Below are 14148 nucleotides of genomic sequence, written 5' to 3'. Positions count from 1 at the left end.
TTCTTCTGCGCCTTCACGCCTTTCATCTCGACGGGGGGGCCTTGCGACATTTGCTGTGCCACCATCAGCGAAGCAGAAAGCAATGCACTGGCGACTAGCGCCAGCCCAACAACCCTTACGCTTTTCATGGGAGTGACTCCTCTAGGAAGATTTAGGAGCCGTTTGATATCCGAGGATTCTGCGCTCAGTCTTAACGGGTGTCAAGTAGCAAACGCTGGCTCCGTCGGCGGCGGGCCAAGCATGGGTTCCGCCCGCGGGAGTGGGTGCCGTAAGTACTCAATTCCAGTGGATCAGCAACACTGGGCATTTCTTGACTGATGGGTCTCTTCGGCCCGCTGCCGCCAGCCAGAACGCGTCGGTCTACGTCGAAACCGAGTACGCCTTTACGGACCGTTTCTCCGCCGCCTTCGGAGTAGCCTATGTCTTTTCGAGATACTCCAGCAAGGACCCACCGCCGCCGATTTTTCCGTTTCTGCCGGGCGACAAGTGCCGATGCTGGAACAGCGAATGGCAAGACTTCGGCTTCACGGCGCGCTACAACGTACTGGGCGGCGGCAGACGATCCTATTCGGTGACTCCATCCGTCTCCTTGGGTGTGCCGACCCACGATTATGCGTTTCGCGGCGAGGCCGTCGTGGGGAAAAACCTGAAGGAGGCAGCCATCGCTGTTGATGCGGGCAAGCGGCTCGACCTGATTTCGCGCCGACTTTCCGTGCAGGGACGCTACTCCTACACGATCGTCGACAAGGTGCTCGACATTCCGAACAACCGCAGCAACATCAGCCTCGAGCCAGGTTTGGTCATGACGAAAAAGCTGTACGTCCGCGCGTTGCTAACATGGCAGCGCGTGCACGGGGGCCTGCGACTCGGCGCACCGGGTTCGGCGCTCCTTCCGCCCGGCGAGATCAATACGCCGGAGCGTCTCGTGCAGTCCGACCGCCTCCGGCGCGCCAACTACTTCCATGCCGGAACGGGTGTTTCATATTCGCTATCACGCGTCGACCTGTTCGCGTCCTATATCGCTTACGTGAACGGCACCGACACCCACGCTGGACGCGCCTTTTCCCTGGGCGTCAGTCTCCCGTTCGAGTGGCATCCGGGCGCCAAGCGTCATTAACTTAAGTGTTTGCCAGTTCGCGCAAAAGCCAGGCTTTCGCCAGCCGCCAATCGCGGGTGACCGTTTCCGGAGAAACTTTCAGGACTTCGGCCGTTTCCTCCACACTTAAGCCCCCAAAGAAACGCAACTCGACCACCTGGCTCTTGCGTGCATCCACTCTCGCGAGCGCCTCGAGAGCGCCATCCACGGCCAGTACTTCAGCATGCTTCTCAGGTGACACGATGGCGACCGCGTCGAGCGAGAGTTGCTCCGTTCCGCCGCCCCGCTTATGTGCTTGGCGGGCGCGAGCCTCGTCGGTTAGAATGCGCCGCATCTGCCGCGCGCAAAGAGCGAAGAAATGGGCGCGGTTCTGCCATTCCAGCCCCTTCATCTCAGAGAGCCGCAGGTAGAGCTCGTTGATCAGCGCGGTGGTTTGCAGAATGTGCCCTTGCCGTTCGTCACTCATGCAACGCTTGGCGGCGCGATGAAGTTCGCGGTAGACCTGCGGAGTCAACTTCTCGAGGGCGTGTTCATCCCCACTGCGCCAAGCGCGCAGCAGCCCCGTAATGTCGTCCTCTGCGTCAGCCATTGGAAACGCCGGGATGAGTGAGCGTCGGGACCGATGACCAGCGGAATTAGCATAAATCCAAGCTGCTCCGGCGACTAGGGGCTGCGCACGTTTTCTTTAGGACGATTGATGTTTTTGCCCTTGATTTCCGCTTATAGACAGTGTGGGGCAAGAACAGGCTTGCTGCAATCAGCACGGAGTCCTGTCGTGACGCCAGCCACAAGAGGAGAGAAAAATGACACCACGAAAAATTTTGAACTCTGTCGCCGCCTGGATGGTGATCAGCGTTGTACTTGTCGCGGGAATGATGGCTGCCCAACCGGCCTTTGCCAGCGAGGATCACGAATCCCAATGCAGCTTGGAAACGTTACGTGGCACGTACATTTTCAACGCGTCCGGGCACATCAATTTGCAAACCGGCTGGACACCGAAGGCAGTTGTTGAATTCCTGACCTTCAATGGTGACGGCACATTGACCAGCGTGGGGACGGCAAGCATCGGCGGAAATATTGCAGGGGGGAGTTTTCACCAGACAACCGGCGGCTACAGCCTCAAGGAAGATTGCACCGGTACCCTCGCCTTCAATCCCCAAGGACCTCACTTTGACATCTTCGTCGTACCCGGGGGGGCGCAGATTCACATGATACAAACCGATAGTTCGAATGTTCTGGCAGGTGTGGTGAAACGAATCTCACGGTAGTGCCAGAGCGTGCCCTGGTAGCCAGGGGAAGGGCTTGCGCCTTCTCCTGGTCTCTGGCTGCCATGCGTACGATTTGCGCCACATGTTCGGTACGCGGAGTTCTCTGCCGGCGCCACTGTGGATCGCTTCTGGCCACCGCAATTCAACAAGTCAGAAAAAAAGGGGCGTCCGCTTTGGCGGAGCCCCCGAACATTCCTTGGTCCTGACTTATCTCTAGATGTCGTAGTAGAGGGCGAACTCGTACGGATGCGGGCGCAGCCGCACCGCGTTTACCTCCTTGTCGCGCTTGTAACCGATGTAGGTGTCCAGCAATCCCTCGGTAAAGACATCGCCCTTGAGCAGGAACTGGTGATCGCGCTCCAAGGCATCGAGCGCATCTTCCAGCGATCCCGGCATGGACGGCACCTTCGCCAGTTCCTCCGGCCCCAGATCGTAGATGTCCTTGTCCAGCGGCTGTCCGGGATCGATCTTGTTCTCGATTCCGTCCAACCCGGCCATCATCATCGCCGCGAACGCCATGTACGGGTTGCAGCTCGGATCCGGCGGGCGGAACTCGATGCGCTTGGCCTTCGGCGACGCCGAATACATCGGGATACGGCATGCCGCGGAGCGGTTGCGCCGCGAGTAGGCCAGGTTGACCGGCGCCTCGAAGCCCGGCACCAGGCGCTTGTACGAATTGGTGGTGGGCGCGATGATTGCCGCCAGCGCGGGTCCGTGCTTGATCAGCCCGCCGATGTACCACAGCGCCATCTGTGACAATCCCGCGTAGCCGTCGCCGGCGAACAGCGGCTTGCCGCCCTTCCACAGCGACTGGTGGGTGTGCATGCCGCTGCCGTTGTCCTGGAACAGCGGCTTGGGCATAAAGGTCACGGTCTTGCCGTACTGGTTGGCCACGTTCCGCACGATGTACTTGTAGAGCATCATGTGGTCGGCGGAGAGGACCAGCGCGTCAAACTTCAAATCGATTTCCGTCTGCCCGCCGGTCGCGACCTCGTGATGATGGCATTCCACGGTCAGACCGCAGTTCTGCATCATCATCGTCATCTCGCTGCGCAGGTCCTGATAATGATCGGTAGGCGGGACCGGGAAATAGCCTTCCTTGTAACGCGGGCGATATCCCAGGTTGTTCTCTTTGCGCCCGGAATTCCAGCGCCCCTCCTCGGCGTCGATGAAATAGAAACCGTGCTGCTCGCGCTGGTCGAAGCGGACGTTATCGAAGATGAAAAACTCGGCCTCGGCGCCCATGTAGCAGGTATCGGCCAGGCCGGTGGAGGCCAGGTACATCTCCGCTTTCTTGGCGATGTAGCGCGGATCCTTGTCGTAGCGCTGCTTGGTCACCGGGTCCTGCACGTCGGCGATCATCACCAGCGTGGGCACCTCGGTGAACGGGTCCATCATGTACCACTTCGGATCCGGCATCAGCAGCATGTCGCTCTCGTGGATGGCGGCCCAACCGCGGATCGATGACCCATCCATCCCGAAGCCCTCCTCGAAGGAGGACTCGCTGAACTGATCGATGGGATAGGAAACGTGATGCCAAAGCCCGGGCAAGTCGGTGAAGCGCAGGTCCAGCAGTTTCGCCCCATTCTCCTTGGTGAACTGCAGGACGGTTTTCGGATCGGCCATATCTGCTCCTTGCGCCGGCTCGGCGCATAAGTCTCCGCGCCGCCGGCGCGGCTCCTCGGTTTATTTTCGGAAAGTAGTTGCTGGGCGGCTGCTGCTATCCGGTTGGGACTACAGCGGCACTATTGAAGCATAAATGTCGGGCTGCGAACCCGGGAAATTGATACTTTTTATCGGGCCGATAAGCTCCGCTTATATCCGGGCGCGGGACGGGACCATTGTGGAAAACCGGGCCCTAAATCAGGCCAGCGGACGGAGTGTGGCGGTGGAATTAATTCCGCCGGTTCCTCGGGTTGAAATACGCACAAGAAATTTTAGTGCGTGCTTTCCGGCGGTCCGGCAGCCTCACGCTTCCCTGCCCACTACCTTGCTCCTCCGCTCCACCAGCACGGTGTCACGCCACTTGCCGTCGCGCTTGCCGATCTTCTCGCGATGTCCTACCACACGAAAGCCGTTCGCCTCGCACAATTTCAGACTGGCCTTGTTCTCCGGGAAAATGGTGCCTTGCACTGTCCAAATGCCCGCGGCCTCGGAAGCCACGATCGCCGCCTTCATCAGTGCATCGCCCACTCCCTGCCCGCGCGCCCATGTCGCCACGTACACGCTCATCTCGGCCACGCCGGCATAGCAGGAGCGCTGCGATACCCGGCTCAGCGCCGACCATCCGGCAATGCTTCGCCCGTTGCGCGCCACCAACCGCCCGGCCGGCAGGTGGGTGCGGTCCCACTGTTCCCAGGTCGGCGCCAGGGTCTCAAACGTCGCGTTCCCGGTTCGGATTCCCTCCAGGTAAACAGCCGACACGTCCGGCCAATCGCTCGCCACCATGGCAACTACGACGACCGGCGCCCGGGCTTGCTTCGATGCATTCATCGCTTCCTCTCCGCGCTCGCCATTGATCGTTGATCTTTCCCGCTGCCCCCGTACAATTTCGGCGAGTCCCAAAACAGTTCAGCATAGACCCGCGCCGTCACGGCGGAACATCGATAGTTCTTATGAGGCAGATAAAATTTGTTATGGTCGTCATGGGTCCCCGCTAGATACTGAAGGCTCCGAGCCAAAAGCCAATGGATTTTGACCAACTCGAGACCTTCCTCGAAGTCGCCCGGCTCTCCAGTTTCTCCCGCGCCGCGGAGAAACGCTTCCGTACGCAGCCGGCGATCTCCGCCCAGATCCGCGCCCTCGAGGACGAAATCGGCGCCCGGTTGCTCGACCGCTCCGGCGGCAAGGTTTCCCTCACCGGAGCCGGTAAGGTTTTCCAAAAATATGCCGAAGATGCTCTGCAGTCGCGCCGCGGCGTCATCACCGCCATGGCGGAAATGGAGCGCGTGCCGCGCGGCGAAATCGTGGTCGGAGCCAACGAAGGCACCTGCCTGCATGTCCTTCCTGAAGTCTTCGCCGAGTTCAAAAAGCAATACGCGGGCGTCTCGGTCAATATCAATCGCCTGGAATCGGCGGGCATCCTGGGCAGCGTGCTGGATAATTCCGTGGATTTCGGCGTCGTCTCGCTTCCCGTGAACGACAACCGGCTTACCGTTGTGCCCATTCACCGCGACGAACTGGTCATCATTACGCCTCCACGTCATCCCCTGTCCAAGGCGAAGGCCGCCTCGCTGGCCGAGGCCGCCAACTACCCCTTATTGGTTCCCGAGGCCGGTCACACCCGCGACGCCATCGAGCAGCTCTTTCACGAGCGCAAGTTAAAGATGAATATTTCCATGGAACTTGATTCCAGCGAGCTACTTAAGCGCTTCGTAGCCGTCGATGTCGGAATCGGTTTTATCGCCCGCTCCAACGTCCTGGAAGATGTACGGGCGGGCGTCCTGGCTGCCTTGGCCATCTCCGACGCCACCATCCGCCGCGATCTGGCGCTCGTCTTCCGCAAGGATAAAGCCCTCTCGCGCGCCGCCCTCGCCTTTATCGACATTGCCGTCAAACTCAAGACCGCTAAGACCGCCAACTTTTAGGACGCCGTGCACGGTGTAACTTATACTAGGGTCGCAAGCTCACATCAGCAGGAGATTACGAATCTATGAAGATCGCCGTTCGCACCTGCGCCGCCCTGCTTCTTCTTTCTCTGGCCGTATTTGCAGCCGATAAGGTCCAGACCCTGACCGGGACTGTCAGCGACACCATGTGCGGCGCCAAGCACAGCATGATGCCGGGCACGCCCGACTCGGAATGCGTCCGCGCGTGCGTGAAGGCGGGCACCGATTATGCCCTGGTGGTCGGCGGCAAGGTCTATGTCCTCAAAGGCGACAAGGCCGCGATCGACAAGTTTGCCGGTCAGCCGGCCACGGTCAGCGGCACGGTCTCCGGCGACACCATCCAGGCGACCTCGATTACCGCCGCCAAGAAATAGCAGCCAACTTCATCGTAGCTGGTAGCCGGCAGTCAGGAGCTCGGCGGCATTGGCCGAACTGCCACGACGAGCTACCGCTGCCTGGTCTGAATGCGGGCGGCAGCGCACTTCGCCCCCTGCATGTTCAGCAAATTTTTTTTGCCTGATTGCATTTTCTCTGCACTGCTTCCGCGGCAGCGTGTTATTTTTCCAACCATTCGAAATTAGGTGGAGGCAAGCGAATTGGGAAAAGACATGGTCCCGCGCCGGATCTTCCTCACTAAGGGCGTTGGCAAGCACAAGGAACGTCTGACATCGTTTGAGCTGGCGCTGCGCGACGCGGGCATCGCGTCGCAAAATCTGGTGCGCGTCTCTTCTATCTTTCCGCCGCAGTGCAAGGTCATCCCTCGCGCCCTCGGTCTTCGCCACCTCAATCACGGGGAGGTTGTCTTCGCGGTGGTCGCGGAAAACTCCACGCATGAGCCGCACCGGCTGCTGGCGTCCAGTATCGGGCTCGCCATCCCAGCTGATCGCTCCACTTACGGCTATCTGAGCGAGCACCATTCTTTCGGAGAGACCGACGACCAGGCCGGTGACTACGCCGAAGAACTCGCCGCCGAAATGCTCGCTACCACCCTGGACGTCGAGTTTGACCCGGACAAATCCTGGGACGAGAAGAAAGAGGTCTACCGCCTTTCGAACAAAATTGTCCGCACCATGAATGTCACGCAGTCAGCCGTGGGCGACAAAAACGGCAAGTGGACCACCGTCATCTCCGCTGCCATCTTTATCTTTTGACCGGTGCAGGCACCTTGCCTCGGTGCGCGCCGGCGCGCGCCTCCGTTTTGCCGCTCGAAAAAACTTACGGTCGCGGCGGAGTCGCCGGCTTTTCCAGCGCTTCCAGTGCTATCTTCACCTGCGGATTCGGATTGATGCGCCATTCCGCTCGCAGTTCGTCGCGCGCCTGTTCCAATTTGCCTTGCTTCTCCAGCGAGATCGCCAACGCGTAATGAAAACCTGGTTTGGCTCCGAAAATCGCGATCGCCATGCGGAAAGATTGCTCCGCCCTCGCGTATTGGCCTTGCTGCAAGTGGCAAAGCCCGAGGTAGTAATACTGGTCGGCATTGCTGGGCAGCAGCAGGATTGCCGTCTCCAGCTCTTTCTGTGCGGCCGCGAATTGCCCGACCTCGTACAGTGTGATTCCCACCGCGAAGTGGGTTTCCCAGATGCCCGGCTTTAATCGCAAGGCTTCCTGGTATCGCTGCAGCGCCATATCCACGCGCCCGCGCTTATAAAGCTCGTTCGCCAGGTGATCGATGGCCAGTACATTTTTCGGTGCTGCCTTGACGGCATGCGCATACAGGATCAAATCATTCGCCCAAACCGTGTTCTGCAGCGCCGTTCCCGCCGCAAGCGCACATGCCAGCGCGAGCGTTACCGCCATTGGCGCGGCCGGCGCGCCGAGCAGTTCCCTGCCCTCCGACTTGATCTTCCGAATCGCCAACGCCACCACCATTGCGAGTCCAATCGATGGCAGGTACAGGTAGCGGTCGTGCACCAGGTCGTCGGCGTTAAAAACATAAATGCCGGCGATCGGCGGAATCATGAGAGCCGCCAGCCAAACCGAGGCGAAAGCCGCCACCTGCCAACGTCTCGACGCCCAGGCCAGCGCGCTCACGGCGGCCACCACGCCAACCAGTGGCAGCACGAAGTTCGACAGTCCCGGCGAGTGCACCAGCGGCACGTCCCGGAACACCGATAGACCCACGGGCCAGATCAGCTCCCGAACATAGAACAAGAGGAAGGATGGCAGGGTCAGCGCGACGTCGAGCCAGGGCTTCGCTTCCGGATATCCCAAACCCCGCAAAACATGATGCCGTACACCCAGGTAGGCCAGTGCCGTGGCGCCATAGGGAGCGTATCGAGCCGCCAGCGATACCAATGGTTCACGCTGCGGCCCGCGGCGGGAAACGTAGCGATCGTAGGCCAGCAGAATAATCGGCACCACGATGCCGGTTTCCTTGCACAGCATCGCCAGAGCGTATGCGGCTACCGATGCCGCCCTCCACCATTGCGCGTGGCTGCCGCCGTCACGCCAGCGCGCGTAGCTCAAGACACTGCCGATCACAAACACGGCAAGCAGCGGCTCGGTGACTCCTGAGATCCACGCCACCGTCTCGATGTGGGTGGGATGCAGTCCGAAGAGGACGGTCGCAATCGCTGCCGCCAGGCGATCGCCGGTGACGCGACGCGCCAGCACGTAAACCATGATTGTCACCGCCAGGTGCACGGCAACGGTGGTGGCGTGCCACCAGGCGGGATTCGCTCCGAACAGGCTGTAGTTGAGCAACAGCCAAAGCTCGAAGAGCGGTCGATAGTAATTCCCTGCGCGCCCCGCCAGTTGACTCCAGACATGCTCCCCGAACAGCCGGGGCGCGTGCCGCCAGAAATGGATGCGTGGGTTGTTGAGGATCTGCGGCAGGTCATCGTAGACAAACTGGAAGCGCAGCGTGTTGACGTAGGACAACGCCGTCAACGCCAGTGCCAGCGCCATCAGCACGCGCGCGGCGTCAGGACCGTGGTGCGGGCCGACAACTCTTGGCGCTTGCGTTACCGGCTCCTGTCTTCGTGATGTTCCCGCGCCCGCTGGCAGCAATCTTCCTCCTGGCGCACCTGGTTTCGCTGGCTGGTGTGGCGCTATCTTACCTTGGAAATCCTTTCTCCTGACCCACACCTGCTACCTGTTCGCCACTGGCGCCGCAAAATATAATTGGCGTGATTCGAGCTACCATGGCAGCCATCGAGACCTTCGCGCTGGAAAAGATTTATCTCGCCGGTTTCTGGCGAAAGCGTCCCAAGGTCGCGCTCAAGCCGCTCACCATCAGCGTGCAGGAAGGCGAGGTTTTCGGCTATCTCGGTCCCAACGGCGCCGGCAAAACCACGACCCTCAAGCTCCTCATGGGCCTGATTTTTCCAACCGGCGGCTCGGCTAAGATCGAGGGCGCCGACTGGCGCGATCCGCAGGTGAAGGCGCAGATCGGCTTCCTTCCCGAGCAGCCTTATTTCTACGATTACCTGACCGCCGGCGAACTGCTCGATTACTACGCGCAACTCTCCGGAGTGAGCGCGCGCGAGCGCCGCCGCCGCATTCCCGCCGTGCTCTCCCGCGTCGGACTTCCCGAAACCGGGCGCATGCAGTTGCGCAAATTTTCCAAGGGCATGCTGCAGCGCGTCGGCATCGCGCAGGCGATTATTCATGATCCCAAGCTGATCTTTCTCGACGAGCCCATGTCGGGGCTCGACCCGGTCGGCCGCCGCGAGGTCCGCGACCTGATCCAGTCGTTCAAGGACGAAGGCAAGACCGTATTCTTCTCCACCCACATCCTCTCCGATGCGGAGGCCTTGTGCGATCGCGTGGCGGTGCTGCACAAGGGCGAGCTGCGCGGAGTCGGCGTCGTACAAGACCTCCTCGCAAGGTTCAGCGGCAAGGTGGAAGTGATATGGGATGGCCGCTCCGCGCTGAACGCGCTGCAATCGCTTTGCTGCGAGTGCCACTCCACCGGCGAAACCACCCGCGCCTTGCTGCCGCAGGAGCAGCTCGATGCCGCGATTGACGCCATCCGCCGCGCCCGTGGGCGATTGATTTCTGTTACACCTTTGCGCGCCTCTCTGGAAGACTATTTCCTGGAGAAACTGAACGAGCCTGCCCCTGCCGAGGTGGCGCCATGATCAACCGCGTCGTCGCCATCTCTTTCAACACCTTCCGCGAAGCCGTGCGCGACCGGGTTTTATACAACCTGATCTTGTTCGCGCTGCTGCTAGTCGCCTCGGCTCTGCTGGTCGGCCAGATCTCGATCGGCATCGAGCGCATCGTGCTCGTCAATCTCGGGCTGACGGCAGTCTCCATCTTCGGCATCGTGATCGCCATCTTTATCGGCATTGGCCTGGTCTCCAAGGAAATCGAAAAGCGCACCCTGTACACCGTGCTGGCGCGCCCGGTGCGGCGCTGGGAATTCATCCTCGGCAAGTTCCTCGGCCTGGTCAGCACCCTGGTGGTGAATACGTTTTTCATGGCAGTCGGTTTTTTCGCCGCACTCCTGTATCTGGTGCACCATTTCCAGCGCAGCGATGCCTCTCTGCTGCTGGCGCTCTACTTCATCGTTCTTCAGTTCGTGATCGTTACCGCGCTGGCGCTGCTGTTCTCTTCGTTTTCTTCGCCGTTGCTGTCGGCGGTGTTTGCTTTCGCCTTATTCATCATCGGGACCTTTGCCGAAGATTTGCGGGCCTTTGCCGCCTTTACCCATGGTCCGGCCGGATGGATCGCTACCGCCGCGGCCTACCTGGTGCCAAATTTTTCAGCGCTCAACGTAATCTCGTCGGTCGCGCATGGCGAGCCGGTATCGCGCGTCCTGGTGGCCTACAACACCGGTTACGCGCTGCTCTATGCGGGAGCGGCGATCGCGGCGGCGGCCCTGATTTTTGAGCGCAGAAACTTGAAATGAGAGGGCGGTCGATGACTGGCACGTCTGGCGATTGCAGCACCGCGACAGAACAAAATTGAAGCACCGCACTACAGTTACGGTCGTCCTGTCAGCCGTGCTCGTGGTGTCTATGGGCGGCGCTGTGCTTCTGCTTCGCCGAATTGATCGTCTCCGCGCCGGCGCTACTCTGGAAGAGGTGCTATATATTCCGTCGCCGAAAATCCTGAAGCGCATGAGCCTCGGCTACAGCGGCCTGGTGGCCGATATCTACTGGACCCGGGCTGTGCAGTACTTCGGCGCCAGGCATCGGGCCCGCGCCAAAGACTATCGACTGCTGGGGCCGCTGCTCGATATCACCACCGAACTCGACCCGCACCTGATTGTGGCCTACCGCTTCGGCTCCACTTTTCTGGCGCAGAAGCCGCCCGAGGGTGCTGGTCAACCCGACAAGGCAGTCGAACTGGTAGAACGGGGCATTCGCGCCAATCCCAACGATTGGCAGCTCTACTACGAACTCGGATTCCTCGAGTACATGGAACTGCACGACCCCGGCGCCGCCGCGCGCGCCTTCGAGCGTGGCTCGCAGGTTCCGAGTGCGCATCCCTTCCTCAATGTGCTCGCCGCCTCCATGGCGCAGCACGCGGGCGAAATCCAGATGGCGCGCATGCTTTGGACCACGACCCTGGAAACCAGCGAAGACAAAATGATCCAGGCCAATGCCGCCAAGCACCTCATCGCGCTCAAGGTAGATGAAGACGTTCCGCGGCTGGAAGCAATTGTCTCCGAATACAAGCGCCGTAGCGGTCGCCTGCCGGCTTCCTGGTCCGAGCTCATCACCGCCGGCCTGCTGCGCCGCATTCCCGTCGATCCGGTCGGCCATTCCTACAAGCTCATGCCGGAAGGACGCGTCGAGGTCGCCGATCCCGATGCCCTGCCGTTCATCAAGCAGGGTCTGCCTCCGGGAAGGCAGCCTGGAATGCTGGCGGTGGAAAAACAGGCCTGAGATTTACCACTGGAAGATTACCGTAGCGTCGTTTTTGACCGTCATTGATCTAAGAAACCATGCGCTCGCTGTCCTACCTTTTGCTTGGCCTGCTACTCAGCGCCGTTGCCACGGCACAAAATGATGCTCACAAGATTGCCGAGAGCGTGGACCGCCGTTATAACAACATGCATTCGCTGGAAGCACAGTTCACGGAAACCTATCGCGGCGCCGGCATGGCGCGCAATGAATCCGGGACCCTGTGGCTGAAACGTCCGGGCAAAATGCGCTGGGACTACCGCGAGCCCCGCCCCAAGCTGTTCATCTCCGACGGCAAGACGGCCTGGTTCTACGTGCCCGGAGACCAGCAGGTGCGCAAGGCGTCGGTGAAAAAGCTGGACGATCTCCGCTCGCCCATCCGTTACCTGCTCGGCAAGACCAAGCTGGAAAAGGAATTTTCCGGGCTCTCGCTGGCGCCCGATGCCAAGCCGCTCGATGCCGGGGACGTAGTCTTGCGTGGATTGCCCAAGGGAATGGAGGACCGCGTTACCCAGGTGCTGCTCGAAATCACGCCCGATTCAGAGATTCGTTCCATCACCATCGACGAGGCGGACGGCTCCACAACCCAGTTCCGCCTCTTCAATCAGAAGCAGAATATCGCTCTGTTGGACAGCCGCTTCCGCTTCGTGCCGCCCCCGGGCGTCGAGACGGTGGAGGCAACCGAAGTCTCGCAATAGGCACTCGGACGGCTTCATGGCGCCTCCTTAATCCTGAGTAGCAGTGCTACACTGGTAACTAACTAACTCCCCCTTCTGAGCAGTAGAATTGACCAATCTCGAATGGCTGAATTTGTCATAAGAATGGCCGACGAGCGCGGCCACGTGCTGGAACAAATGGAGATGGGAGCCTCCTCCGGCGAGGTGCGCGACCGCTTTGCCCAGCAGGGTTTTCTGGTCTATTGGGTCAAGCCACGCAGCATTTTGTCCGGCGGCCAGCTCCGGCTTCCCCGTCGCCGCAAGATCAAGATGGAGCAGTTCGTGGTTTTCAATCAGCAGTTTGTCACGCTGATTCACGCCGGACTGCCCATCCTGACCGCTCTCGACCTGCTCATCCGACGCCAGCGGAATCTCTATTTTCGTTCCATACTGGAAAATGTGCGCGACCGCGTCAAGGCCGGCGAGCTGCTCTCCGACGCCTTCGCCGCCCAAGGCGCTTTCCAGCGCATTTACACCACGACATTGCTGGCCGGCGAAAAAAGCGGCAACCTGGAAGAGGTGCTCACCCGCTACATCGCCTTCCAGCGGCTCGGCATTGCATTTCGCAAGAAGCTGATCGCGTCCTTAGTCTACCCGGCTCTGCTGGCGATCATGGTCGTTGTCATGATCGGGTTCCTGGTCACCTACGTTATCCCGCAGTTTGCGACGCTGTACGCCGCCATCGGTCGCGCGGACGCGATCCCCCCGATTACGCAAGTGATGCTTGCCATCGGCGTGAACGCGCAGCACTACGCGCTTCCGGTGCTGGGCGTATTGTTGCTGGTCGCCGCGGTGCTGTGGCGGTGGAAGAATTCAGAATCAGGCGGCCTGTACCTCGAGCATCTTCGAAGCCGCATCCCGGTGCTGGGCGAAATTTCTCTCAAGTATCAGGTCGCCGTATTGTCCCGCATGTTGTCTACCCTGCTGACGGGCGGCCTTCCCCTGGTGCCGGCGCTGGAAACCGCGGCCGCGTCCATGCAAAGCAAGATGGTCGCAAAAAGCATTGCTAGCGCCGCCGGGCGCGTCCGCGAGGGTGCCTCGCTGTCGAAGAGCCTGGAAGAGACGCGCACCATTCCCGAACTCGCCGTCGAAATGATCGAGGTCGGAGAGTCCACCGGCGCCTTGCCGGCCATGCTGACATCGGTGGCCGAATTTTATGAGGAAGACGTGCAGACGGCGCTCACCGCCGCCATGTCGCTGATTGAGCCCGCCATTTTGATCGTGATGGGCATCATTGTTGCCTTCGTGCTGATTTCCCTTTACCTGCCTATTTTTACCCTCGGCGCCGGGGGCGTGCGATGATGCAAGTCGACGCCGCTGTCGCATTCTTAGGGAGGCCTGCTGATCGAGTAAGGATACAAGCGACGCTTCATGGCTACTGAGAACAAACCGATATTCGTCGGCGGCGGAGGCAACGGTGCTGCCGTGGGAACCCCGGCGGAAGAAGAAGAGCGCGCGCGCGATCTCGCCCGGCGTTACCGCTGCGAGTTTCTGGATTTGCGCAATCATCACATTCAGCACGAGCTGATGCGCAAGGTGCCGGTGGAGCTGATGTTCCGCTTCAATTTCGTGCCGCTGGAAGAGCTGCCCGACGGTTCTCTCGCC

The 14148-nt window shown here is 60.4% G+C and carries 15 protein-coding genes; 11 read left to right on the top strand and 4 right to left on the bottom strand.

The window, feature by feature from the left end; translation table 11 throughout:
* Window positions 1-310: 310 nt before the first annotated feature.
* Window positions 311-1117, top strand: a complete 807-nt coding sequence (locus tag VFI82_09935; GenBank protein ID HET7184996.1) for a hypothetical protein — start codon at window positions 311-313, stop codon at window positions 1115-1117.
* 1 nt (window position 1118) lies between these two features.
* Here VFI82_09935 and VFI82_09930 read toward each other — a convergent pair whose 3' ends face one another.
* A complete protein-coding gene (locus VFI82_09930; protein ID HET7184995.1) occupies window positions 1119-1685 on the bottom strand; it encodes a sigma-70 family RNA polymerase sigma factor in 567 nt (188 codons plus the stop codon).
* A 214-nt stretch (window positions 1686-1899) separates the two neighbouring features.
* On the opposite strand from VFI82_09930, the gene VFI82_09925 reads away from it, so the two are divergent.
* Window positions 1900-2364, top strand: a complete 465-nt coding sequence (locus VFI82_09925) for a hypothetical protein (protein ID HET7184994.1) — start codon at window positions 1900-1902, stop codon at window positions 2362-2364.
* A gap of 213 nt (window positions 2365-2577) precedes the next feature.
* On the opposite strand, the gene glnA is transcribed toward VFI82_09925, so the two are convergent.
* On the bottom strand, window positions 2578-3990 hold the full coding sequence (gene glnA / locus VFI82_09920; protein ID HET7184993.1) for a type I glutamate--ammonia ligase: 1413 nt from the start codon (window positions 3988-3990) through the stop codon (window positions 2578-2580).
* Window positions 3991-4332: 342 nt separating this feature from the next.
* Entirely contained in the window at window positions 4333-4857 is a 525-nt protein-coding gene (locus VFI82_09915; protein HET7184992.1) for a GNAT family N-acetyltransferase, read from the bottom strand.
* A 194-nt stretch (window positions 4858-5051) separates the two neighbouring features.
* Here VFI82_09915 and VFI82_09910 point away from each other — a divergent pair, with 194 nt between their 5' ends.
* From VFI82_09910 to VFI82_09900, 3 genes are all read left to right on the top strand, one after another.
* Window positions 5052-5951 carry a LysR family transcriptional regulator gene (locus tag VFI82_09910; protein HET7184991.1) on the top strand — a complete coding sequence of 300 codons (900 nt, stop codon included), beginning with the start codon at window positions 5052-5054 and terminating at the stop codon, window positions 5949-5951.
* Between the two features lie 65 nt (window positions 5952-6016).
* Window positions 6017-6346 carry a hypothetical protein gene (locus tag VFI82_09905; GenBank protein HET7184990.1) on the top strand — a complete coding sequence of 110 codons (330 nt, stop codon included), beginning with the start codon at window positions 6017-6019 and terminating at the stop codon, window positions 6344-6346.
* A 234-nt stretch (window positions 6347-6580) separates the two neighbouring features.
* A complete protein-coding gene (locus VFI82_09900; protein HET7184989.1) occupies window positions 6581-7123 on the top strand; it encodes an arginine decarboxylase, pyruvoyl-dependent in 543 nt (180 codons plus the stop codon).
* 64 nt (window positions 7124-7187) lie between these two features.
* Here VFI82_09900 and VFI82_09895 read toward each other — a convergent pair whose 3' ends face one another.
* Window positions 7188-8981, bottom strand: a complete 1794-nt coding sequence (locus VFI82_09895) for a tetratricopeptide repeat protein (protein HET7184988.1) — start codon at window positions 8979-8981, stop codon at window positions 7188-7190.
* Between the two features lie 134 nt (window positions 8982-9115).
* Between VFI82_09895 and VFI82_09890 the strand changes: the two genes are divergently transcribed.
* The 6 genes from VFI82_09890 to VFI82_09865 form a co-directional block, all read left to right on the top strand.
* On the top strand, window positions 9116-10054 hold the full coding sequence (locus tag VFI82_09890; protein HET7184987.1) for an ABC transporter ATP-binding protein: 939 nt from the start codon (window positions 9116-9118) through the stop codon (window positions 10052-10054).
* On the top strand, window positions 10051-10827 hold the full coding sequence (locus tag VFI82_09885) for an ABC transporter permease subunit (protein ID HET7184986.1): 777 nt from the start codon (window positions 10051-10053) through the stop codon (window positions 10825-10827). Before VFI82_09890 ends, VFI82_09885 begins: the two co-directional genes overlap by 4 nt.
* A 121-nt stretch (window positions 10828-10948) precedes the next feature.
* Entirely contained in the window at window positions 10949-11809 is an 861-nt protein-coding gene (locus tag VFI82_09880; protein HET7184985.1) for a hypothetical protein, read from the top strand.
* A 59-nt stretch (window positions 11810-11868) separates the two neighbouring features.
* Window positions 11869-12525, top strand: coding sequence for an outer membrane lipoprotein chaperone LolA (lolA, locus tag VFI82_09875; GenBank protein HET7184984.1), 657 nt, complete (start codon window positions 11869-11871; stop codon window positions 12523-12525).
* 102 nt (window positions 12526-12627) lie between these two features.
* Entirely contained in the window at window positions 12628-13845 is a 1218-nt protein-coding gene (locus VFI82_09870) for a type II secretion system F family protein (protein HET7184983.1), read from the top strand.
* 69 nt (window positions 13846-13914) lie between these two features.
* The coding region (locus tag VFI82_09865) for a hypothetical protein (protein HET7184982.1) at window positions 13915-14148 on the top strand (234 nt) is incomplete at its 3' end.

This window comes from Terriglobales bacterium (assembly GCA_035691485.1).
GTDB lineage: Bacteria > Acidobacteriota > Terriglobia > Terriglobales > Acidobacteriaceae > JAIQGF01.
This window is presented reverse-complemented; position numbering and strand designations above follow the sequence as displayed.